A 24,685-nucleotide genomic window follows, 5' to 3' on the forward strand; every position below is an offset into this window, starting at 1 on the left:
TTAGCTATTTTTATAGCTAATCAATGCTGCTAGACTCCCTAAAAGGTAAATGGGGCTCAGAATTAGATTAAGCAACGGTGATACTATTCCGCAGCATTAATATGCTCTTACTCGAAAGATGATAATATGGGTGGTAGCTTTCCACTTAATCTAATGACTTGTGGGTAGTTTAAAAGTTTTTAGCCTTACGTCGGAAACCCGAGCTGTATACTGTTCTCGAAGATGTGCGCAGATAAAGAGGATAATACTCAAAAACAGTACGACGATCAGTGCATCAGGGCTGATCATACGCATTAGCGCGCCAGTAACTATCGGTCCTAAACAACTGGCTACGCCCCATGACGCACTGATCAAAGAGCTAGCGGTAACTAGCAACGGACCAGAGAAACGTTCCCCGACTGCCGCCAAGGATAACGTGTATACCCCCCCCGCAGCCCCGCCAAGCAGGATCAGTACAGGCCAACATAGCCATGGCTGCGAAGCAACCGCGGGCAATATTAGCAACAACAGAGTTACAACTAGTGCTGCGCTCAGGTGTACACGTTCCCGGCCGACCTGATCAGCTAGCCACCCAAAGAAAAATGAGCATATAGTTTCACCGAGTGCGATCGCGGACCCACATACAACAGCCATTTCTGTTAAGACATTATGATGGAGCGCGAACAACGGCAGCAATGACAATGCTAGTGTATCAAACAAAGCAAAAAAGCTCGCACCAGCAATCGGTGCAAGCATGCGTGGTAATACTGTTTTCCAGGTATCACGAGGTTTATCGTCGGCTAGGTTAATATCAGGTGCGATTCGCATTATCCATAGTCCGGGCAGAGCTAGAAGGAAGATTAGGGCGCATAATGCAAAACGCCATTTAGGATAATAGGCAATTATACTAACAAGTAGGGGTCCGGCCATCTGGAATAAGGTAAAGTTAGCCGTATACAGCGCAATGATGCGACCGCGCGATTGATCGAGAACAAGTTGGTGCACCCAGACTTCAGTGATCGTAAAAAGTAGCATTAAAGCAGCACCTGAGATTGCTCTCAGGATAGTCCATGCAATAATATTAGCTGTCGCTTGCATTACAAGAGTCGCGAGCGACGTTATCAACACCGTGCTAATAATGGTTCTGCGTGCGCCGATACGCGATGTAATACGCTCCACAAATGTAACGATCACGAGCCCGCCTCCCGCCTGCGCAGCAGTAAGAATGCCAATCACGTCTGAACCATAGCCAGCTTGTATCAACGCCATAGCAGTGAGAGGAAACGTGGCACCGATTCCTAGTCCGACGATAGCAACGCTAGTCATTAACGCGAAAAAGTCGCGTGTAAAGATAACTTTCATTCGAGTATCATGGGCGTCTGTGTGCCAATGATGAAACCTTCTCTCTTATTCTGTTGTATATACATTGAATGACATCAAGCTCCGCGGATTATGCTTAGGGTGTCTTAGGGGAATTCTACATCGGCCGGTAGTCCGCTATTTGGCTATGTGAAAAATATCAAACCAGCTAATCTAAAATCTCAGTAGTGCCCGTATTCCTAATTATCTGAGACCAAATTACATAGTCCTTCTTGCCGGTTTTAGACAGCGTGGTGCTGACTGCGCAGAGTATTACTCACTATAAAATTAGTTGTCAGTCTAAACTGAATAGCAAAGCGACGGATATAGTTTTTCGAATTCAATATACCGCACACAAAATTGCACACTAGTGTCCAGGTAATTTAGGTCGTGCTCCACTGATAGGTGCTTAGTTCGTTTGAAAAAACTACGCGCTTAAATTTTACAGAATATAGCACTGGAGATGCTCATATCTATATATGATTATACGTCTTTGAAAGACGATTAATAGACTGCCGCGTCCGCTGCTATCAGACTTCTTAGTGGACTAGTTTTTATTTAAACTCTACATATCTAAGCGTGATAAGGAAAATTAGATGAAATGATCTTATTCATACTACTGCAGTCAATGCATAGTCAATTTTAGCAGTAGCTATCACCATAAAAAATGAACGCCATCCTAATACTAAACGACTTGTTTGAGTGTTATCAATTTATAATGATATATCTAGGTTGACACATTCTATGTGTCTGACCAGCCGCATACATATAGTTGCGATTAAGTGTGGCATCTATAAATACCGTAAATACCTCCTACACTATAGAAAATTTGGGTTCTTGAAATAGTCCTCACCTGTCCATATAATTGGCTCTATCCGCACATGAGTGCTAACAACACGTGCCACCAAGACGCCTAGTTTGTCAGGCGTCAACGTTAAAAGCGTTCTTTAGCCTACAACATAAAAGGAGTGTGTATGAACCTTCGTCCTTTGCACGATCGCGTTATCGTTAAGCGTTTAGATCAGGAAACCAAGACTGCATCAGGAATCGTAATTCCTGATGCAGCAGCTGAGAAGCCTGATCAAGGCGAGGTCCTGGCTATTGGTCCAGGAAAGCGTGACGATAAAGGCGCAAAAATTGCGCTTGATATTAAAGTAGGCGACCGTGTGTTATTCGGTAAGTATGCCGGTCAGACGGTCAAAGTTGATGGGCAAGAGTTGCTCGTCATGCGCGAAGAAGACATTATGGCGGCTGTCCAAAAGTAACGGTCGTCCGTAGCCTTCGACTTTTCAAAGATTTTAAGGAGTAAAAAGATGGCAGCTAAAGACGTTGTATTTGGCGATTCCGCCCGTGCAAAAATGGTTGAAGGTGTCAATATCCTTGCCAATGCGGTGAAGGTGACGCTTGGCCCTAAAGGGCGTAATGTAGTACTCGAGCGCAGCTTTGGTGGTCCGATGGTAACCAAAGATGGTGTATCTGTAGCGAAAGAAATTGAGCTAAAAGACAAGCTGCAGAACATGGGCGCCCAAATGGTTAAAGAAGTTGCTTCCAAAACTAGCGACAATGCTGGAGATGGAACGACGACAGCAACTGTACTTGCACAATCAATTGTGCGTGAAGGTATGAGATATGTTGCATCGGGCATGAATCCGATGGACTTGAAGCGCGGTATCGATAAAGCGGTTATTGCTACAGTTAACGAGCTGCGTAAAATTAGCAAACCGTGTACAACAAGTAAGGAAATCGCGCAGGTCGGTTCAATCTCTGCTAATAGCGATACGTCTATCGGCGAGCGCATTGCTGAAGCGATGAATAAAGTCGGCAAGGAGGGTGTAATCACCGTTGAAGACGGAAAATCACTTGCCGATGAGCTTGAGGTAGTTGAGGGTATGCAGTTTGATCGCGGCTACCTATCTCCGTACTTTATTAATAATCCAGATAAGCAAGTTGCTATCCTCGAGAACCCGTATGTTCTGCTATACGATAAGAAAATCTCGAATATTCGTGACTTACTAGCTATACTCGAGCAAGTAGCTAAGGCTAGCCGTCCGTTGCTAATTATTGCGGAGGACGTTGAAGGCGAAGCACTGGCGACACTAGTAGTAAATAACATCCGTGGCATTTTAAAGACTGTGGCAGTAAAAGCACCCGGCTTTGGAGATCGGCGTAAGGCGATGCTTGAAGATATTGCGATCCTAACTGGTGGACAAGTTATTGCCGAAGAAACTGGCCTTTCACTTGAAAAAGCTACGCTGAAAGAGCTAGGTCAGGCCAAACGAATCGAAGTTGCGAAGGAAAACACAACAATTATAGATGGAGCTGGCGAGGCAAAAAACATTGAAGGTCGTGTAAAGCAAATCCGTGCGCAGATCGAAGAATCGACATCAGACTATGATCGAGAAAAGCTACAAGAACGTGTTGCGAAGCTCGCAGGCGGCGTAGCAGTGATCAAAGTAGGCGCAGCCACTGAAGTAGAAATGAAAGAAAAGAAAGCACGGGTTGAAGACGCGCTACATGCTACACGTGCGGCTGTTGAAGAAGGAATCGTGGCGGGTGGTGGCGTTGCACTGATTCGTGCCCGCACTGCGATCACTAGTATCAAAGGCGAAAACTCTGACCAAGAAGCTGGTATTAAAATCGTACTACGTGCGATAGAGGAACCGCTTCGTCAAATCGTAATGAATGGCGGGGAAGAGGGTAGTGTTGTAGTTGCTGCTGTAGCTGCTGGTAAGGGAAACTATGGCTATAACGCAACAAGCGGAGAGTATGGTGACCTCGTCGAGGCTGGCGTTGTCGATCCAACCAAAGTTACGCGTACAGCTCTTCAGAATGCGGCATCTGTTGCTGGTCTGCTACTTACAACTGATGCTGCAGTATGTGAGTTGGCGAAAGAAGATGCACCTGCAACACCTAGCGGTATGCCGGGCGGTATGGGTGGTATGGGTATGGACATGTAGAGTTCAGTTTGCCTAATAAGTCTTAAGCATCGGCCTCTTAAAAGCTGTTAGCTAAGTTTTTAAAACCCCGATGCAATTCATAAGACCCTATGTTTTTAGGAACATAGGGTCTTTTTTTAATCCGTCGTTTTAAGCGAAGATTTAAATAATTTTAGGTTATTCTTAACCGGCCGAATAAGAATTCGGGCCGTTTATCTTGCCTGAGCCGCATATAAAAAGAATTGAAAATAAAATATCTACTGATGAAGAGGCATATTGCCTAGTATGCGTATTTAACGCCTGTTTGCGTAGCGATTTATTATAGTGCCAATCTATTATTGGTCTATTATTACCCATGTTGTAATCCGATTACTTAGCGCACTAATACGTCTGATTAGATACTCTCTGATGCGGTAGGATACATTTTTACACATTTAACTCCTCAGAGAAATTATGTATTAGATAATTACGCAGGCTATGTGTCTTAGTACGTAATAATACGCAGTATAACCCCAGCACCGGGGCTAGATTATTAATACACTAGCAAGCTGTAAACATTATAAAGTACGGTAGTGATATTTATTACATTAGGTGTATTAACTAACATGCTTTTGAATAGATCGACTGTACTATATAACCCATGCTAGATAGTAATATAACAACACAGGTACTATACCTTAAATTTTATTTAAATAAATTACTAGTTTGATACGGCAATAAGATGGACTACAAAAGTTGGATGTGCCTGATTTGTGGTTGGATTTATGACGAAGCAGAAGGTCTTCCGGAAGAGGGGCTTTTGCCTGGCACGCGCTGGACGGATATTCCTATTAATTGGACGTGCTCCGAGTGCGGGGCACGAAAGGAAGATTTCGAGATGGTTCAAATTTAAACTATAGACAAGAGGGCTTAATACACAGCAGTAAGCTATACGAACATATATTAACTGGGTAAGAAGCTGTAGAGAGACTAGCTATAGCTAGATAAGCTTCGCTTTACTTTGCAAGCAGTGTCAGTAGCCTTTCTAAATTTAACCCCTACCTCAAATATGGGGTTTCGCCCGGGTGCGCATTGAGCGCACGCGATTAACTGATATGCGTTAGGTAACGCTGGCTTATACCCTAGACGGGTTGCAAGGTGTGTATTACAGAATCGATAAGTGAGGAAGCTTAGTAATCTCTATAGCAGTTAGTTGCCGATGTGCTTGGTGCCTGCTTCTACTATGACAGGGAGCAATATGACGAGGATATTATTAAGCAGACCAACACTAAGAATGTGAGGAAAATGCTTAGTGGAAAAAAGTTAGCACCTAATAACATGGACGACTACGCATAACTTTAACTGTTGTATGATTATAGGGTATCCTTGATTTAGTAGAGGGCGCCGTTGCCTACTTATCTATATGCTGAGCACATAGATAGACCCCGCCTCAAGCAGTGTTGACTTACTGCGGGTCAATATGTGCAATTTTAACTATATTCCCTGCGCGTGATAGATAATATTGTCACATATTTAGACTTATATAGAAATATGTCGATAATCCCGAAGCAGGCACACTACTTACGTTAATAGAACTACGCTCTATTTTAGAAAGCGTGCCCGCTATGCATGGGGAAAATGTTTACCAGCTATTATTCCAAATCTTTGCTTGATACCTCTCCTTCTAAATTAGAAGCCGGCTGTTAGTAATTCAACTATAGTGAGGCTAGAAAAGTGCTACTCATATAATCACTAAAAACCCCCAAGTTTTTTCTAAAATTTAAAACATGTTAAAGACTACTCATCCTATCAACTTGACTAACCAGTTCCTAATTGCTATGCCACACATAGCCGATTCCACTTTTTTCGGGACGGTAGTGTACCTCTGCGAGCACACTGAGCGCGGTGCATTCGGTTTAGTAATTAACAGGCCAACTAATATTGACCTTCAAGCGCTATTTTCTCGTATAGATCTGAAGTTAGAAATTGAGCCGCTATTGCGTGTACCTGTTTATTTCGGCGGGCCAGTTCAGACTGAACGAGGATTTGTTCTGCACGACCCCATCCACAATGGCAACTATACCTCATCTATGTCAGTACTAAGCGGGCTTAAAATAACCACATCAAAAGACGTGCTTGAAGCGGTGGTAAATGGTAACGGCCCTAAGCGCTTCCTAATGACGCTTGGGCATGCTGGCTGGAGTGCGGGGCAGCTAGAGGAAGAGATTGCGAAGAATGGATGGCTAACTGTTGAGGGAGATCCAAATATTATGTTCGATATGCCAGCAGAGCAACGTTTTGATGCGGCACTTGGATTGCTGGGTATCTCATCAATAATGCTTTCCGGAGAAGTGGGGCACGCATGAATACGGCAGAGGCAACGTTGCTCGCGTTCGACTACGGACACAAGCGCATCGGCGTAGCGATTGGAAACACGCTGACTTATTGCGCGCGAGCGCTTATAACTGTCGAAAACCGAAATCGCGAATACCGTTTTGCAGCAGTGGGTAGATTAATTAATCTATGGCAACCGCTATGGCTCGTTGTGGGGCTGCCCATGTATGCTGATGGGACTCCACACACGCTAACACAGCAAGCTAAGCGTTTTGGAAACCAACTCCATGGGCGCTTTGACTTACCAGTAACATGGGTTGACGAACGATACTCATCTACCGAGGCTGAAGCGACAGGCGCTCGTGGACCTGTTCTAGACGCACTAGCAGCATGCATTATTCTTCAGCAGTATTTTGATGAAAATGCATTTAAGCACTAATAACGAGTATTGCTATGATAGTTATATCACACTATGAGTAATGCAAGCCCTGGTCAGCAGTACGATACGCTTGAGCACAGGACTTTTCTAGTTAGGATCTATAGTAATAACGCCTAGATTATTAGGTGACTTGCCTGAAATCTAGGTCTGGCTTCGCTGGGTGTAGGCAATATTGCCTAGTATCTTGACGACTACATAAAGAAAGGGAGGGGCCCCATAGCTACGTGTAGTAAACGTCGTTGATTCATATATGTGGATAACAAGCCATTCACTGGGCGAACTGGATCCATACTGCAATTAAAAGCTCTACGATACAGACGTTTAGTATGCATTAATTTCACTATACCGGTCTTGAGTCTGTCGCGAGCAATTCATCATCGATTTCATCGTTGGTGCGATGTTTAATATATTCTAGAGACAGAGGTGTTCGTTCTGCATCATGATTGTCACAGCATGCTAACGTTTATCACTAAAGCGCTGAGTGATTATTACTTTGTCTTATAGGTATATAGGCGCCTGATGGTACTACATTGCTTATTACATCCCTTGTGACAGCTAAGCAACTATTACCACTCTCATGATCAAACCAAGTTATCCATGAATACCGTCCCCTTAGAGCTCGCTGAAACGACATGCGAAGATGTATTACTTAATGCTAATAAGCATGACCCGACCTTGCCTATATCCGCTGAATTTCAGACAAGTTTTCTACGCGGCCACCCACAATTAAATCAGCATGGTGAGCTTAAGCATTTACTGACTCTTGAAGGTCTACCTTCCGCAGTAGTCACATATATCTTAGATACTGCGACCCAGTTTCTCAGTGCGGCGGACCGGGGTATCAGAAAAGTGCCATTATTATGTGGGAAATCTGTATTTAATTTATTCTTCGAGAATTCAACACGCACCCGAACGACGTTCGAGATTGCCGCAAAACGGTTGTCTGCGGACGTACTAAATTTAAATATTAATGCATTATCTACAAGTAAAGGAGAATCTTTACTAGACACGATTAATAATCTGTCTGCAATGCATGCAGATATGTTTATTGTACGACATGTACAAAGCGGCGCACCATATCTAATCGCTCAGCATTGCGCACCTCATGTACATATTATTAATGCTGGGGATGGTCGCCATGCGCACCCGACACAGGGACTACTAGACATGTACACGATTCGTCACTATAAATGTAACTTTACTGAGTTACGGGTAGCTATTGTCGGTGACATTTTGCATTCGCGCGTTGCTCGATCTGATATCCATGCACTGATTGCACTTGGTGTGCCTGAGATTCGTGCGATTGGGCCCCGAACGCTTTTGCCTGGAGGGCTAGAACATTTTGGCGTACGCGTTTTTCACGATATGAAACAGGGCTTACGAAACGTCGATGTAATTATTATGCTGCGCCTGCAAAACGAACGTATGAACGGTGCATTAATGCCATCAGCGCAGGAGTACTTCAAGACATGGGGTCTAACCTCGGAGAGGCTTGCATACGCCAAGCCTGATGCAATCGTCATGCATCCAGGACCTATGAACCGTGGCGTTGAGATCGAATCAAGTGTTGCGGATGGTCCGCAGTCTGTAATCCTAAATCAGGTTACATTCGGTATAGCAGTACGCATGGCTGTAATGAGTATTATCGCGGGCAATAACGACGAAATGCATTAGTAGGCATTTAAAAAATCTATAAGCATGAAGATTTATATCAAGGGCGGACGTGTCATTGACCCAGTAGCCGGTACAGAGCAGCAGGCAGATATCTGGATTGCAGACGGGCGCATCGTGTCAATCGGCAATACTACTACACCAACGCATGATACAAAAACCTTCGACGCTACAGGACTAGCGATTGCCCCGGGACTCGTTGATTTATGCGCGCGGTTACGCGAGCCTGGGTATGAGTATCGTGCGACTATGGAGTCAGAGATGTCTGCGGCGCTAGCTGGAGGCGTGACCAGCCTTGTGTGCCCACCTGATACCGACCCGCCATTAGACGAGCCCAGTCTGGTTAAGATGCTGAAATTTCGTGCGCGCAATATAGACCAAGTCCACGTATATCCTCTCGGGGCATTAACAGTGGCTTTAAGGGGTAAGGTTATTACCGAAATGGCTGAGTTAACTGAGGCGGGGTGCGTCGGCTTCACACAAGCTAACCAGCCGATTGTCGATACTACAGTACTGCTTCGAGCGCTACAATACGCTAATACATTTGGCTACATGGTCTGGTTACGGCCGCAAGACCCACACCTACGCCGAGGCGGTGTCGCTGCTAGCGGACCTGTCGCGTCGAGGCTCGGATTGCCGGGAGTGCCTATAGCTACTGAAACGATCGCACTGCATACGATTTTCGAGCTGATGCGCGCGACAGGTGCGCGGGTTCATCTCCAGCACCTGTCGTCGTCAGCGGGCATCGAACTCGTGCGCGCGGCTAGGCGTGAAGAGTTACCAGTCACATGCGATGTGACAATTAATCATGTTCACTTAATCGATGTAGATATTGGCTACTTCGACGCTCAGTTCCGCGTCGATCCGCCATTAAGAGCGCAGTATGACCGCGATGCAATTCGCGCTGCACTTGCTGACGGCACCATCGATGCGATTTGCTCAGATCATACGCCCCTAGATGACGATGAAAAACTGAGGCCCTTTGGAGAAGCGTTACCTGGCGCTACTGGGCTTGAGTTGCTTCTATCATTGACACTTAAGTGGGCAGTTGAGGAAGGGCAGTCGCTCGCACACGCACTAGCCAAGATCACCTGCGCGCCAGCTGCATTACTTGGATTGCCAGCAGGCCGACTCGAGCCCGGCGCTATTGCAGACCTCTGCGTGTTCGACCCTACTGCATATTGGTATGTCGATCCAAGAGCGTTCAAGAGCCAGGGACACAATACGCCGTTTCTAGGCTGTAAATTGCCAGCTCGGGTGCGCGCTACGATTATAGCTGGTCGCGTTGCATACGATAGCCAAAACCAGTGGGCGTAAAATAGATGATAGTAAAGTCTGATGTTTATCGCCTATCCCATCAGGACTACTGGACCACTCATGATATAACTGATATGATGCGCAATAATCGCTCCTCACGTCCTGCGGACTGAGTAATACCGGTAGGTAGTTGCTAAGACTAGAAAACATTAGATGTATATCTAAGAATACACACTTCTATTACATTCTCTAAAATACAAAGATTAACCCTTGTATTTCCGAAGAATACAGCGTGCAAAGTTATAAGATTGCCGCTTTCGATAAGAACCTATGCTAGGCTACAACACTGACAAAGTTGTTAAGAGTGTGTAACCACTATCTTTAGGTGCACATACTGGATTATGTAATGCGGAGATAGATAAAGAATTAATTAGCGTTTCTTGCTACAGTCGACCTGGACCAGGATATCCCGCTCCCGTGGATCTGTAGCTAATCGTATAGCGGATAGTTTTCCTCCCCAGACGCAGCCCGAGTCTAGACCGATTATATCATCACGAATCAGTAGCCCGAGTGCTGACCAGTGGCCGAATACTACTAATGTAGTGGCACTACGTCGCTTAGGTACATCAAACCATGGCATTAACCCAGCCGGTGCTGTATTTGGAGATCCTTTTTCTTTAAACTCTATTTGTCCGTGTGCATCGCAGAAGCGAATACGTGTTATAGCATTAACAATTATTCGAGCACGCGCTGAACCTTGTAGTGCATCATGCCACATATCCGGATCGTTACCGAATAGAGATTGAAGGAATATTTTCCAATCCTTACCTCGTAGTGCCACCTCGATCTCATGAGCTAGCCCGAGTATAGTATGAACATCCCATTGAGGAAGCACGCCGGCATGCACAAGTAGTCGCCGTCCATCATAGTGCGCGAGTGGCCGATACCGCAACCAATCGATTAAATCGATAGCATCTGGCGCAGCGAGGATATCATTAAGAGTATCGCTATGTTTAGGATGATGCTTGCCAGCCGCTATCGCTAATAAATGAAGATCATGATTGCCGAGTACTGTCACAGCACGCTCACCAAGTCCGATAATACGGCGCAGTACAGTAAGCGACGCGGGACCGCGATTGACTAGATCTCCAGCAAACCAGAGCTGTCCCTTATCTATCGGCCTAAGCTTATTTAGTAGCCGATCTAGCGCATTACAGCAACCTTGGATATCACCAATTCCTATTGGTGAAGGGCTAGTAGTATTAGAACAAAGTCTAGTAACGGCACTTGTCTTAACCAGGAAATTCATTAGAAGCAAGATTGATATTTATATATCAACCCTATTAAGGGGTTAATAGATTGGCATTCTTATTTATCAACGTCGCTTCAAGCATACAGCACTAGCATTCGTATTTTTTATGAGAAATACTTGGTATTAGGTAGTAACTTATAAGTTTGCTTTAAATCTTTCCTGGGGCAAGGTATTATAATACGACATAATAAAGAATATAATACAAGCTAGTAACATTCGTGCCAATAGCGAGGGGTTCCATAAACAGACCATCTTTACCACTAATGTACCGCTAGGCTTATTAGCATCGGCAGCGAGATGAGTGTAACACACACTACCTTAATCTATAGAATGTGTTTTACTTGAACTTAAGGCTGCTATTAGCAGCATAATAGGTTTTATTAAATCTTATCCAGGATACTCATAAATCGAAAATCGCGACTCTTTAGAGCAAGAGGTGGAATTTTACGTTAACGAAGTTTCTCGATGTAAAGAATGTCATGGGTTTAATTGACTCACATACCCGCACGAGTTTGGTAATGTCTACTGTGTTACTTACTGCGTAAAATAGGCTTGCAATCTTGCTCAAGGTCAGGGGTTACCGCCTCTCTACTCTATAATCTACGCTTAAATATTTATTTATACACTAATTCGCACCCTAATTTTAGAAAGGTAGCGGGCTTATGTGCGTACATTATAGCTTAGATGAAGGTGGTTTAATGATTCTTGTAACTGGGGGGGCTGGTTTTATTGGCGCTAATTTCGTTCTTGATTGGTTACAACGCAGAAACGAGACTGTAATTAATGTAGATAAATTAACATATGCCGGTAATCTTTGCACACTCAAGTCTCTTACTGGCAATCCCTTGCATTGCTTTGTGCAAGTCGATATTAGTGATCGCTCTGCATTAGATTTATTGTTTTCGCGCTACGCACCGCGCGCAGTAATCCACTTTGCCGCAGAAAGCCATGTAGATCGATCTATCCATAGCCCGGAAGAGTTTGTACAAACTAACGTGGTGGGTACATTTACGCTGCTCGAGGCCGCTCGAGAATATTTGGATCGTCTCGACGACGACGCAAGAGCTGCATTCCGTTTTCTGCATATATCAACTGATGAGGTATTCGGATCATTATTGCCAGGTGATCCACATTTCTGTGAAATGACGCCATATGCGCCGAATAGTCCATATTCGGCAACTAAAGCTGCGTCAGATCATCTCGTACGTGCATATCATTACACGTATGGTTTACCCGTTATTACAATGCACTGCTCAAACAATTACGGTCCCTATCATTTTCCAGAAAAGCTGATTCCATTGACAATTCTTAAAGCACTGAATAGTGAGTCGATTCCGATTTATGGAGATGGGCAGAACGTTCGTGACTGGCTGTATGTGCGTGATCACTGCTCTGCAATACGTACAGTGCTTTCCCATGGAACACCTGGCCAAACATATAATGTGGGCGGCCAGAACGAAAAGAAGAATATTGAGGTCGTGCAGGCTGTATGCGACTTACTCGATTTGTTACACCCGAAGGCTCATAGCTCATATCGAGATCTAATCGTCTCCGTTTCGGATCGACTAGGCCACGATTACAGATATGCAATCGATATGCGTAAAATTAAGATTGAACTTGGCTGGAAACCTGCAGAGACATTCGAAAGTGGTTTAAGAAAAACAGTGCAGTGGTACCTTGATAATCAACATTGGGTCAACGAAGTACAGTCCGGCGAGTACCGAAAGTGGATTGAGTTTAAATATACCAATGTGCGTAAGAGCCAAGGGCGTTAAGCATGAGGAAAGTTAAACGTAAGGGAATTATTCTTGCCGGCGGATTTGGTACGCGTTTGTACCCTATTACACTGGCACTTTCTAAACAATTACTGCCAGTGTATGACAAGCCAATGATCTACTATCCGCTATCGACACTGATGATGGCTGGAATCCGAGATGTACTTTTAATTTCATCTCCTAATGATATGCCGCGTTTCAAGGTTTTGCTGGGAAATGGTGAACAGTGGGGGATGAATATACAGTATGCCGTACAGCTATTCCCCGGTGGTATCGCCCAAGCTTTCATCATCGGTCGGAGTTTTCTTGGTAATGATGCTTCGACCCTTATATTAGGTGATAATATTTTTTATGGTCACGACTTGGTAAAGAAATTAGTGTGTGCTAGTGCGCAAAAGGAGGGTGCTACAGTGTTTGCATATCATGTACATACGCCTGAGCGCTATGGTATAGTAAATTTTGATAGCAATTTCCGTGCGCTGTCTATCGAAGAAAAACCCGATACACCTCGCTCTCACTATGCGCTCACAGGATTATATTTTTATGATAACAATGTCTGTGATATCGCAGCCTTAATCAAACCTTCATCACGCGGTGAGCTTGAAATCACCGATGTGAATCGTGCATACCTTAACTCTGGTAAGCTAAATATTGAAGTAATGGGGCGTGGTTTTGCGTGGCTTGATGTTGGAACACACGAGTCGCTTATCGACGCCGCGACATTCATCGCAATGCTCCAAAAACGTCAGGGGCTTGTCGTCGCATGTCCCGAAGAGATTGCCTATCGTCTAGGATGGATTGAAATAGACCAATTGCGCAAGCTTGCCGCACCCCTTTTGAATAATCAGTACGGGCAATATTTACAAAAAGTTCTAACTGAGCAGATCGCATGGCAATCCAAGTAAGCGCGACTTCTCTGCCTGATGTCAAACTCATTGAGATCCAGGTGTTTAATGACGAACGTGGTTTTTTATTTGAAAGCTTTAATGCGAGTGATTTCGCAAAACTAGTTGATTCCAAAGCAGTTTTTGTCCAGGACACTCACTCGCATTCTGTGCATGGTGTTTTGCGGGGACTGCATTACCAGATTAGTCATGCTCAGGGTAAGCTTGTTCGCGTTATATATGGAGAAGTCTTTGATGTCGCAGTAGATATTCGGCAAAGCTCTCCTACATTTGGACAGTGGGAGGGAGTATATCTATCCGCTGTGAATCGGCGACAGCTATGGGTTCCACCTGGGTTTGCTCACGGTTTTTTAACGCTATCAAACTACGCCGAGTTTTTGTATAAAACTACTGATTACCGGTATCCTAATTTTGAGCGTAGAATTCTGTGGAATGATCCAAAGCTTTGTATTCAATGGCCCCTACAGGGTAGGCCTATTGTTACTGAAAAGGATGCGAATGGTAAGCAATTAAGCACAGCAGAGTTATATGTATGATAGCCGGTAAAAAGCTGCCTAGCAGAGCGGCAATCCTAGTAACAGGTGCGACAGGGCAAGTTGGATTTGAATTAGTCTGCGCTATGCAGGGAATAGGCAAAATAATTGCCCTTGATAGGACTGCTTTTAATTTGTTCGAACCATCTCAGATGCGTAGAGTTATACGAGCTATAAAACCAGTAGTTATTGTAAACGCGGCCGCCTACACTGCTGTTGATGCAGCAGAAAAAAATTCTGGCTTAGCAATGCAGGTCAATGCAAAAGCTCTCAGTGTATTAGCTGATGAAGCAAGGCGGGTGGGAGCTGCAATCATTCACTATTCCACGGACTATGTCTTTAATGGCGACAAAAACTTTCCGTATATTGAGGAAGATAAAGCCGATCCCAGGAATTTTTACGGCGTAAGCAAGCTGGCTGGGGAACAAATAATTGCAAGCTCAGGCGTACACCATCTAATCCTGAGAACGAGTTGGGTTTACGGCATGCGTGGCAAAAATTTTTTATCGACAATACTCCGTCTCGGAAAAGAGAAAGCTACAATTAAAATTGTAGATGACCAATTTGGCTCTCCGACATGGAGCAATACTATTGCAACGATGACCGCACATATTATAGCAAAATCACTAGCCGCACATGATACACGACAATGGTGGCAAAAGCATTCAGGTCTTTATCATTTGACTGCGACTGGATCAACTTCATGGCATGGTTTTGCAAAATCTATTTTTGATGCCATTACTATAGAACGTGTGCCCAATATTATACCAATTCTTACATCTGAATTTCCTGTGCAGGCAGAGAGACCTATTAATTCTTGTTTGTCTAATGATAAGTTAAAGCGCGTATTTGATTTACAGACACCGCGATGGGATCTTGCTTTGCAAGCATGTCTACGATTTCATGGTAAGTACTACAGGTAACCCCCTTTGGCTTATAAACCTACTCTGTAGGTATCTAACCCCTAATAAATTTATTAAAAAGTATAGTGATAACGTTTTTCATAGAGCGAATTAATAGCTTGGTATGCACCATTCTGGTATCGGGAGCGTTTAAAGTTTTATTATGATTCTGGCGTAAGTATCTAAAATTAGAGCAAGCTAATTACAATTGATTTATAGTTGTTTTCTAAACTAGAAACTATTCCCTTGAGTCTAGGTGATAGTGGGGTGTGATGGGGAATAAAGCTAAGCATATTTATTAAGGCTATAACCCCAACGGGTTATAGCGATGAGATGTAGTAATTAGAAATTTTATTCATCTAAATCTCAGATTTAGCCACCTAAGATACCTATTTATAGGCCTAGTTATAGGTCTATTTATCTTTAGCGCTTTGCGTCACTAGCTAGATAGAGCGACAATATATCTCGGATAGATATTGCTAACCAATATTAGATGATAAGGCTACTCAGCTTTTCATGTCTAAGCGATATATTAGCCCTTAAATTATATAATTCTATGCATATCTTTAATAATCTTGATATCTCTTGCTTCTAGTTCCTTATTCTTGTAATCATGGAACATATTTACACTGCCTTATTTCGCATATTTCTTCTAGAATTCTATTAATTAATATTTAATACTTAATACAAATATAGGCTTATCAGCTACGGCTCTTCATATTTCATACATCCGTATCTTAACTTCTGCACCCTAGACGAGAAAATTATTTGTCTATTACTACCTGAGTTTAAGGGATAACTTAAACCTAAAGATGTAAAAACTATTTTATTAACGCAATTGCCCGTCTAGTTTAGCGCTAAATAGTAGACTTTATCATATAATTTATCAGGTATACCCTAATAATGTATTCAACTGTGAAATGGGGGTACCTATAACAGCGTTGGGCCTATTAAAAAGATCCGCGATGCGTGACTAACGTGTATATTATGAATATTAATGCTTATCTCCATTTCAATCGTCGTCTACTGGCCACAAAAGCAGAGGCTGTATGAAACTTTGAGGACTTTGGGTATTGCTCTTAAGTTTTTAAAGAGTTCGCTTACGAAAGCAGGAAATCAGCTTTTTTCAACTCTAATACTTATTGATAATGGCTCGGATTTGAGCGAATTTGCTTATCGAGCAGCGCTTGCGAATTCAGATGTTGAGATTTTAGTCTTGTCTGGCCATGGCAATATAGGTTATGGACAGGGCCACAACCTTGCTATTTCTAAGGTACGATCACAGTATCACTTAATTTTAAATCCTGATGTCAGGATTGATAAGGATGCATTGCGCAAGGCAATCTATTTTTTCGATAATCACATAGATGTTGGTCTTGTCGCACCACGTATTCTTGATGATAAAGGTAAGCTACAGTATCTTTGTCGACGGTATCCTACCGTCGTAGATCTGCTACTGCGCGGTTTTATGCCAAAACCAATTATGAAATACTTTTATTCTCGGCTTGCTCGCTATGAAATGCATGACGCCCTCATCAGGCATAACGTTGTCTGGGACCCGCTAATAATTAGTGGTTGTTTTATGCTATTTCATATGGATGTTTTAAAAAAACTTGGCGGTTTTGACTCGCGCTATTTCCTATATTTTGAAGATTATGACCTAAGTTTGCGTACCCATACCGTTGCGCGTGTAGCTTACGTTCCATCAGTTTGCATAGTGCACTACGGTGGAAAAGCTGCACGAAAAAACCTCAAACATATTGGAATGTTCACCGTCTCGGCTTGTAATTTTTTTAACCGCTTCGGCTGGAAGTGGCTATGACCCGCTTTATTGTCACCGGCGCGAAAGGTTTTATTGGGCAAAGACTATGCAGAATTTTAGCCGAACACGGCGGGTTCGTTATTGGTCTATCCCGTCAAAAATACCCCCTATGCGGGAGCGTTCACCAATGGGTGAACATTGGCGCAGATTTTGTCGGACTTGAACGCACATGGCCACGTAATACATATGGCGACTGCATTATCCATTTAGCGGCCCGTGTACATGCAATACGAGATAAAGTAACTGATCCATTAGTGGCCTATCGCAGAACCAATGTCGACGGTACACTACGCATGGCTAGGATTGCTCACAATATCGGAGGGTATCGATTTGTTTTCGTTAGTAGCATAAAGGCAGTAGCAGAAACTGATGGCGGTAACCCATTAAAAGAAACAGACCCTCCGTTACCATGCGATCCCTATGGTTTATCTAAGCTTGAGGCTGAACGTGCTCTTCTCCAATTTGGCCGAGATACTGGCATGGAAATTGTGATTGTAAGATCGCCGTTAGTTTATGGACCCGAAGTACGTGCTAATTTCTTAAAACTAATGCATGCTGTTGCCCGAAGCATTCCTTTACCGCTAGGTGCGATTACCGCCCATCGTAGCATGGTATTTGTAGACAATCTTGTGCATGCGCTGATGTGCTGTGCTATCCATCCGCTTGCGGCTAACCAGACGTTTCATGTTAGCGATGGACGGGATCTAACGCTAGCAGAATTAATTGGAATCCTATCGCGGAAATTTAATGTGACTATGCGACTCTTTTCTGTCCCGGTGCCGGTATTAAAAGCTGCCAGCTGGTTAGCAGGACACGCTACATTAGCAGATCGTCTAGTCAATAGCCTGCAACTCGATATATCACACCTTATTGACCAGCTGGGTTGGCATGCTCCGTACTCGGTTGAAGAAGGGCTTCTGCAAACCGTTCTATGGTATTGCACAACGTATCGAAAATATAATGATCTATGCAGATTCTAAATCTGTATGGTTCGGGTGCATGTTTATTTCTTGCGACGATAGCATTTTCTAGTGTATCTATGGTTCTAGCTTTTCTTCTTCAAACCGGATTAGCGCAGTATCTAGCTACCGATATACCAAACGAGCGAACATTACACTTTAAACCGACACCACGCATCGGTGGATTAGGAATTATTCCAGTGGTAGTAGTCCTTATTTGGTTCGCTATACCCACATTTCGACTGATAGCACTAGCTGCTTTACTGCTTGCAGCTTTATCTCAAATCGATGATTGCCAAGGCTTGTCTGCTCGAATACGATTTGCGGGACATCTGGTAACTGTTTCTGCATTAGTTGTGATTTATCGAGCGCCTATGCCGGGGTTGATACTGATAGCTATCGTGTTTTTACTAGCCTGGGCAGTCAATTTATATAATTTTATGGATGGAGCTGATGGATTAGCAGGAGGTATGACATTATTAGGTTTTAGTGGCTATGCTGTTGGGGCGCTCATTAGCGAACAATCAGACGTACAGCTCGCAATGGCTTGTAGTGCTGTTGCAGGAGCAGCTGCGGGATTCCTACTGTTTAATTTTCATCCGGCCAAGATTTTTCTCGGAGATACTGGAGCTATCCCATTAGGGTTTCTTGCTGGGGCATTTGGCTATTTAGGCTGTAAAGGGGGGGTATGGCCCGTATGGTTTCCAGTGCTTATATTTTCTCCATTTATCGGTGATGCTTCTGTTACCTTAATACAGCGTGTTGTACGTAGAAAGTTATTTTGGCTTCCGCACAGAGAGCACTACTATCAGCGGATGGTACGTTACGGACTCGGGCATGCTATTACCGCGTTAATTTGGTATTGTGTAACAGCGGCCGGCATAATATTTTCGGTAATCGCTTTACGATTTGACCCTATGTATCAGTGGATAATAGTGATAAGTTGGATGCTAGTAATTATTATGATTGGGATCAAAATTGATAAGCGCTGGCAGTCTTATACATCTAAATCTAGCCACTGAAATATAAACGATGATGCTTAATCTTAAGGCTCGATGTCTTTCGTTTGCTGTTTTTTCGTTTGATTTATGCACAGTTGCTCTTGCCTGGACTTGCGCATATATTATTCGGTTTAATGGATCGGTGCCCCCAGATGTTATGACAGGTGGGCTTCGCGCTTTAGTCTGGGTTCTACCGTTCTACGGCAGTACTTTTCGCCTGCTCGGTCTATATCGTGGTATGTGGATATTTGCTAGTTTACTAGATCTGCTACGTATTGCTAAGGCAATTTTAGCTGGCTCTCTGCTTGTTATAATCGGCTCTATAATTATTCAACCGCTACCCATTATTCCATGTTTAGTACTAGCAATCTCGCCCATGCCACTTTTTCTTGGTATGGGCGGTGCCCGGGCTATTTATCGCTCAGCAAAGGAGCTTTATCTATACGGTGGGCTAGTAGGGCAAGGTAAGCCTATTTTCGTGTTAGGTGCGGGTAATGCTGGTGCTGGTATTGTACGTGAGTTAAGGCACTCCGGAGAGTGGCGTCTTATAGGTTTGCTAGATGACGATCCAATTAAAAATGGCCGAGAATTGTATGGCTATACGGTGCTTGGTTCAATCAGTGAGCTGCAGCGACTTGCTGGTAATCTAAAGGTTGAACACGTTATTATTGCGATTCCATCGGCCTCTGCAGCAGACCATCGGCGTATTGCAACAATTTGTGTGCGTGCCGGGGTTCGTACGCTAGTGTTACCTCGGCTTACTACATTGACTCATGGCCAAACATCATTATCTAGGGTCCGGCAAATCGATCTTGAAGACTTACTAAGACGGGAACCGGTATTGATTGATACACTGCATGTAGAGTCCCTTCTGAAAGGGTGTGTCGTAATGATAAGCGGGGCTGGCGGCTCAATCGGCTCAGAACTATGCCGACAGATTCTTCGATTTTCACCTATGCAATTAGTAGCCGTAGATATATCAGAGTATGCAATCTATCGACTAAATGAGGAGTTGTGCGATCAGTATCCCGGGGTATCGTTCATCTCAATATTAGGTGATGCAAAAGATTCCATATTTATCGAGCAAGTGATGTCTTTTTATGCGCCACAGATTGTGTTCCATGCGGCTGCATATAAGCATGTTCCATTAATGGAGGGACTTAACGTATGGCAAGCTATAAGAAATAATGTGCTAGGAACATACCGAGTCGCACGTGCAGCTATTCAGCATGGCGTACATCGTTTTGTACTAATCTCGACTGACAAGGCAGTAAATCCCATAAGTGTCATGGGAGCAAGTAAGAGAATGGCGGAGATGGTGTGTCAAGCAATGCAACAAGAAACTAAGCTAACAAAGCTTGAAACGGTGCGATTTGGCAATGTGCTTGGTAGCACCGGTAGCGTTATTCCAAAGTTCCAAGAACAGATCACAAGCGGTGGCCCGATAACAGTTACACATCCTAAAGTTACGCGCTTTTTTATGACCATTCCTGAGGCTTCTCAACTCGTACTCCAAGCTTCTTGCATAGGACAGGGTGGGGAAATTTTCTTACTCGACATGGGTCAGCCAGTACGAATTGTCGATTTAGCGCGCGATCTAATTCGCCTATATGGCTTTAGTGAAGATCAGATCAAGATTGTTTTTACAGGTTTAAGGCCCGGCGAAAAACTTTATGAAGAGCTTCTAGCTGATGAAGAAACAACGGCCCGAACACCTCACCCGAAGCTACGAATTGCCAAGGCGAGAGAAGTACCCGAGAATTTTTTAGACACGCTACTTCCATGGCTAACGCAGTATCGCGTGCCGTCCGATGATGAGGTACGTTGGGATTTGCGCCGATGGATACCTGAATATTGCCCGATGCCAAGCCCAGCAGTCAAGAAGTCGGTGCTTTACTAACAAAACCTCTAGTATGATGTTACATTGGTATTATGTGTATAAGTAGAGGTATATTTATCAATTTTTATACGCTACTACTCTACCGATAGAGTAGTAGCGTACCTAATGGGGGTACTATTTTATATTAAAATGACCTGTACTCGCGCCCGATAAGCATAGGATTTAAGTATTCCTTTGTTATGGTAATAATATCTAAATATCTGTTTATCCGTCGTATGCTGACGCAGCCAGCCAATAAAAATTAAAGTCTGCGTCTGGATATAGTACAGCTGGCTTAATAAACTACGCTATTGCGTTTTATGTGATCACTATCTTTGCCTATGTTGGTCATCCATGATCCTAACAATCGAGCAGTTCTTATATACCATTAAATCTGTCTTGAATTTTTATTAAATAAAGATAATTAGAGAGGTTTATTAGTAGTTATGCAGATACGCGTTTTATTACTATGTAAGCATAATGCCAATTCCCTCTTTTGACTAGCGATAGTCGCGAGTAAAGTAGCGGATATTAGAGCAAAAAACGTTGAATTCATCACAAGTGGTAATACGTCAATTGTCAGCCCGAAAATAACCGTGCTACCGACTAAAGCTAGGCCGAGATAGGCGGCTGTAGAAATAGTTGTATTTTTATGCTCGCGCTCACACCAAAATAATCGGAATGTTCCGATATAGAGTAGTAATAGCGATATTGTGCCGAAAATCCCAGTTTCTGCCAGAATCGATAAAAACTCATTGTGCGCATGTTCGTTAGCGATGATTCGTGGAGTTTTACCGCGATCAGCTAGCATGATTAGTGCAGGCTCCAGGCAGCCCTTACCGACTCCGAATATTGGATGTTCGACAAAGAGCTGCAGTGAAGCCTGCCATAGCTTAAGCCGTTGCCCCGTTGAGGTCATAACTTGACCATGTTCCAATTTATAAAGATCAGTGCCAATTTCCTTGAATCGTTCACGTACTAACGGCGCTATGCTAGCCAACATCAAACAGACAGATAGAGCGGCACTAATTATAATACGCGAGCATATAGATTCTATCCAGCGCCGTCTACTTAGAGCTACCCAGATTAGCCATGGGAGCGCGATCCATCCGCCCCGTGAGCCAGAAAAATACGATGCCAAGCATCCTGCTACAAGAGCTAGTATCTTGAGATTTAGTTCTATGCCGTTAACATAGGTATTCCGGTCAAGCGAGGTAACTGCTAGGAATCCTAGGAGTAGTGCTGTATCACCAAATGGAATTGGATTTATAAATGAATTGCCAAGGCGACCAGGTTGTTGCCATGCGCTAGGATTAACTAGCACGTATAGGGCCCACACGCCGGTAAGCAATGCACCAGTTACGAAACCCCATTCAATACGGCGCAGCAAGTAGGCTGGCAAGGATACAAGAAACAGGAATATTGGAATAACAAGAATAAGCCGCAGCATCGGATCTAGGGCAGCAAGCCGGCCCTCATGGAGTACCAGCACCTGAAAAGTAGTCACTACTGGTAAAGCTGACATGCTTATAACATAGAGTCGATGTGTGCACAGTATTACCAGCGCATAACGGCGATTTTCCGCTGAAGCTAGATAAATTATTGCTAGAGCAAAAATCACAAAGAAGCAATAGCTAACCCCCCCCTTCATTGAAAGCATTAATGTTGCGGAAAGAATAATCGCAGTTATAGCAACCCATCTCACCAATCGGTTTAGGTTCATTAATATGGGAGTGTAGGTTATGTTTTTAGGCGTAGAATACGTATTTTAAATATACTCAGATCTAGTAGATGTCTAGAGAAAATGTCTGTATCAGCGCACTCCCATCTCTTTTATGCCACCCGTTATTATTTAGCAGATAATATATACGCTGACACTACCAGGTCAGGTTCTTTATATATAGCGCTACTGGCTGGTCTAATCATAATGACAATGCCGTCTATACCTGTCACAGGGTAGGTATAGAATTTTCGCACCCTGAAAATCATCTCTATCATCAAAAGATAACTATTCCTATCTTTGTAATAGATAATGACGAGCGTAACTAGTGGTTAAATTAAGTCAGCAGTAGTAAGGCGAGCTATATATTCTACCGTCTCTTTGAGAGGCTTAGGAGTAGCCGTTTGGATTATTTACTTGCCAACGCCAATAATCTATACACATCTTTTCGATGCTATACGCCGCGCGCCAACCCATAATTTTCTCTGCGGCTTCTGGATCTGCGTAACAGGCAGCAACGTCTCCTAATCGTCGGCCGACGATCTCGTATGGAATCCTGCGATTACTGACTCGCTCAAAAGCACGTATAATCTCTAGCACACTGTACCCCTGACCAGTACCTAAGTTTACTGTAAAGCTGGTACTTTGATCGAACAGCGTATTAAGTGCAGCAAGATGTCCACGCGCAAGATCGACTACATGAATATAATCCCGGATACCGGTGCCATCCCGAGTATTATAATCTCCACCAAAGACTAGAAGGCGAGGCTGCTTGCCGATTGCTACCTGCGCTATAAATGGCATCAGATTATTTGGTATACCGTTCGGGTCTTCGCCAATTAATCCGCTCTTATGCGCACCAACCGGATTAAAGTAGCGCAGCATAGCGACCCTCCAACTAGAATCCGAATATACCAAGTCACGAAGAATCTGTTCGGCCATTAGCTTAGTTTGCCCATACGGGTTAGTTGCGGATAACGGGAATAACTCGTTAATCGGCACACTTTGTGGCTTACCGTACACAGTAGCTGATGAACTAAATACAAGGTGCCTTACACTATACTCATTCATTACGCGCAGCAGCGCCAGCAGGCTGTTTATGTTGTTCGAATAGTACTCCAGCGGTTTTTGTGCTGATTCGCCCACAGCTTTAAGCGCAGCAATGTGAATTACCGCGTGGATCGGACATTGTTTAAAGACCTGTCTAAGCGCCTGGTCATCGCAAGAATCAGTTTGATAAAATCGAATTTTCTTACCAGTGATCTGCTCAACACGCTGCACCGCGTCAAATTTGCTATTGACTAGGTTGTCGACTACTGAAATATTATAATTCGCGTTTAGCAACTCGACGCAGGTATGCGAGCCGATGAAACCAGAGCCGCCTGTAACTAAAATCATGCGTTGATTTGCCGTTGTTGTTCTCATGGTTTTAATGCATATTAAATAATATGCGTTTGATAGGTTGTAATATTTCAAGATGGTGCTGCACAATATAAAAAGCTCCCGCCTAGTTCGGGCTACTAGTCGGATTAGCTAGATTAAAGCAGAAAGTTTTAAAGTCGTAGTGTCTAAGACAATCTACATAGGCCATTTAACAGCACTAGTACTACATACGTAAATACATTAACTACAGAAACAAGTCTATGCCTTCCGCCGTAATAGTACATAGCTTGAATAGTGGTAATCCGTTTTACACGATAATCTACGCTTATATTCATTGCCGACCGCTGCTACATGCGGATTCGCGTCTAGCCGCTCTATATTATGTAACAGCCTAGATAAGTTAGTGATGCAATAGATAAATATCGGTACGAGTGTATGCGTAAGCATAAGTGTACTAATCTAGTTCTTGTTCAACCGTTGTTCGGCTGCATTGCTTCTTGGTTCGACCGATAACGCGTAGTATTTGAGTATCATTTGGCT

General features: G+C 43.6%; 19 protein-coding genes. 15 read left to right on the forward strand and 4 right to left on the reverse strand.

All coding sequences use genetic code 11. The features are described from left to right. Positions 1 to 150: 150 nt before the first annotated feature. Positions 151 to 1,341: an MFS transporter gene (locus tag KW136_RS00745; protein WP_216796472.1), complete on the reverse strand. Its 1,191-nt coding sequence runs from the start codon at positions 1,339 to 1,341 to the stop codon at positions 151 to 153. A 971-nt stretch (positions 1,342 to 2,312) separates the two neighbouring features. On the opposite strand from KW136_RS00745, the gene KW136_RS00750 reads away from it, so the two are divergent. The 7 genes from KW136_RS00750 (at position 2,313) to KW136_RS00780 (ending at position 10,014) form a co-directional block, all read left to right on the forward strand. After that, the gene (locus tag KW136_RS00750; RefSeq protein WP_216796473.1) at positions 2,313 to 2,603 is read left to right on the forward strand and encodes a co-chaperone GroES; all 291 of its coding nucleotides are present in this window, start codon (positions 2,313 to 2,315) and stop codon (positions 2,601 to 2,603) included. 48 nt (positions 2,604 to 2,651) lie between these two features. Next, complete coding sequence (gene groL, locus KW136_RS00755) at positions 2,652 to 4,295, forward strand: chaperonin GroEL (RefSeq protein ID WP_216796474.1); 1,644 nt, start codon at positions 2,652 to 2,654, stop codon at positions 4,293 to 4,295. Between the two features lie 700 nt (positions 4,296 to 4,995). Further along, positions 4,996 to 5,166 (forward strand): rubredoxin, encoded by a 171-nt coding sequence (locus KW136_RS00760; RefSeq protein ID WP_216796475.1) that lies wholly within the window; start codon positions 4,996 to 4,998, stop codon positions 5,164 to 5,166. 874 nt (positions 5,167 to 6,040) lie between these two features. After that, entirely contained in the window at positions 6,041 to 6,619 is a 579-nt protein-coding gene (locus KW136_RS00765; protein ID WP_216796476.1) for a YqgE/AlgH family protein, read from the forward strand. Continuing rightward, positions 6,616 to 7,026, forward strand: a complete 411-nt coding sequence (gene ruvX, locus KW136_RS00770) for a Holliday junction resolvase RuvX (protein ID WP_216796477.1) — start codon at positions 6,616 to 6,618, stop codon at positions 7,024 to 7,026. Before KW136_RS00765 ends, ruvX begins: the two co-directional genes overlap by 4 nt. A gap of 597 nt (positions 7,027 to 7,623) precedes the next feature. After that, positions 7,624 to 8,700, forward strand: a complete 1,077-nt coding sequence (locus tag KW136_RS00775; RefSeq protein WP_246583191.1) for an aspartate carbamoyltransferase catalytic subunit — start codon at positions 7,624 to 7,626, stop codon at positions 8,698 to 8,700. A 24-nt stretch (positions 8,701 to 8,724) separates the two neighbouring features. Beyond that, positions 8,725 to 10,014, forward strand: a complete 1,290-nt coding sequence (locus KW136_RS00780; protein ID WP_216796478.1) for a dihydroorotase — start codon at positions 8,725 to 8,727, stop codon at positions 10,012 to 10,014. Between the two features lie 370 nt (positions 10,015 to 10,384). Here the strand turns inward: KW136_RS00780 and KW136_RS00785 are convergent, their stop codons facing one another. Continuing rightward, positions 10,385 to 11,263: a symmetrical bis(5'-nucleosyl)-tetraphosphatase gene (locus tag KW136_RS00785; protein WP_216796479.1), complete on the reverse strand. Its 879-nt coding sequence runs from the start codon at positions 11,261 to 11,263 to the stop codon at positions 10,385 to 10,387. Between the two features lie 701 nt (positions 11,264 to 11,964). Between KW136_RS00785 and rfbB the strand changes: the two genes are divergently transcribed. The 8 genes from rfbB (at position 11,965) to KW136_RS00825 (ending at position 21,063) form a co-directional block, all read left to right on the forward strand. Continuing rightward, positions 11,965 to 13,041, forward strand: coding sequence for a dTDP-glucose 4,6-dehydratase (gene rfbB / locus KW136_RS00790; RefSeq protein ID WP_216797368.1), 1,077 nt, complete (start codon positions 11,965 to 11,967; stop codon positions 13,039 to 13,041). Between the two features lie 2 nt (positions 13,042 to 13,043). Next, positions 13,044 to 13,946: a glucose-1-phosphate thymidylyltransferase RfbA gene (gene rfbA, locus KW136_RS00795; protein WP_216796481.1), complete on the forward strand. Its 903-nt coding sequence runs from the start codon at positions 13,044 to 13,046 to the stop codon at positions 13,944 to 13,946. Further along, on the forward strand, positions 13,931 to 14,482 hold the full coding sequence (gene rfbC, locus KW136_RS00800; protein WP_216796483.1) for a dTDP-4-dehydrorhamnose 3,5-epimerase: 552 nt from the start codon (positions 13,931 to 13,933) through the stop codon (positions 14,480 to 14,482). The genes rfbA and rfbC overlap by 16 nt, the downstream gene beginning before the upstream one ends. Further along, the gene (rfbD, locus tag KW136_RS00805; RefSeq protein WP_216796485.1) at positions 14,479 to 15,402 is read left to right on the forward strand and encodes a dTDP-4-dehydrorhamnose reductase; all 924 of its coding nucleotides are present in this window, start codon (positions 14,479 to 14,481) and stop codon (positions 15,400 to 15,402) included. Before rfbC ends, rfbD begins: the two co-directional genes overlap by 4 nt. Before the next feature lie 976 nt (positions 15,403 to 16,378). After that, on the forward strand, positions 16,379 to 17,203 hold the full coding sequence (locus tag KW136_RS00810) for a glycosyltransferase (RefSeq protein WP_216796487.1): 825 nt from the start codon (positions 16,379 to 16,381) through the stop codon (positions 17,201 to 17,203). Then, on the forward strand, positions 17,200 to 18,183 hold the full coding sequence (locus KW136_RS00815; protein ID WP_216796489.1) for an NAD-dependent epimerase/dehydratase family protein: 984 nt from the start codon (positions 17,200 to 17,202) through the stop codon (positions 18,181 to 18,183). The genes KW136_RS00810 and KW136_RS00815 overlap by 4 nt, the downstream gene beginning before the upstream one ends. After that, complete coding sequence (locus KW136_RS00820) at positions 18,171 to 19,184, forward strand: MraY family glycosyltransferase (RefSeq protein WP_216796490.1); 1,014 nt, start codon at positions 18,171 to 18,173, stop codon at positions 19,182 to 19,184. The genes KW136_RS00815 and KW136_RS00820 overlap by 13 nt, the downstream gene beginning before the upstream one ends. Positions 19,185 to 19,197: 13 nt before the next feature. Next, positions 19,198 to 21,063 carry a polysaccharide biosynthesis protein gene (locus KW136_RS00825; RefSeq protein ID WP_216797369.1) on the forward strand — a complete coding sequence of 622 codons (1,866 nt, stop codon included), beginning with the start codon at positions 19,198 to 19,200 and terminating at the stop codon, positions 21,061 to 21,063. A gap of 403 nt (positions 21,064 to 21,466) precedes the next feature. Here KW136_RS00825 and KW136_RS00830 read toward each other — a convergent pair whose 3' ends face one another. Both KW136_RS00830 and galE read right to left on the reverse strand, forming a co-directional pair. After that, on the reverse strand, positions 21,467 to 22,765 hold the full coding sequence (locus KW136_RS00830; protein ID WP_216796492.1) for an O-antigen ligase family protein: 1,299 nt from the start codon (positions 22,763 to 22,765) through the stop codon (positions 21,467 to 21,469). A 387-nt stretch (positions 22,766 to 23,152) separates the two neighbouring features. Further along, positions 23,153 to 24,160, reverse strand: coding sequence for a UDP-glucose 4-epimerase GalE (galE, locus tag KW136_RS00835; RefSeq protein WP_216796494.1), 1,008 nt, complete (start codon positions 24,158 to 24,160; stop codon positions 23,153 to 23,155). Positions 24,161 to 24,685 lie beyond the last annotated feature (525 nt).

The sequence above is a fragment of the Candidatus Vallotiella hemipterorum genome (assembly GCF_910593725.1).
Classification (GTDB): domain Bacteria; phylum Pseudomonadota; class Gammaproteobacteria; order Burkholderiales; family Burkholderiaceae; genus Mycetohabitans; species Mycetohabitans hemipterorum.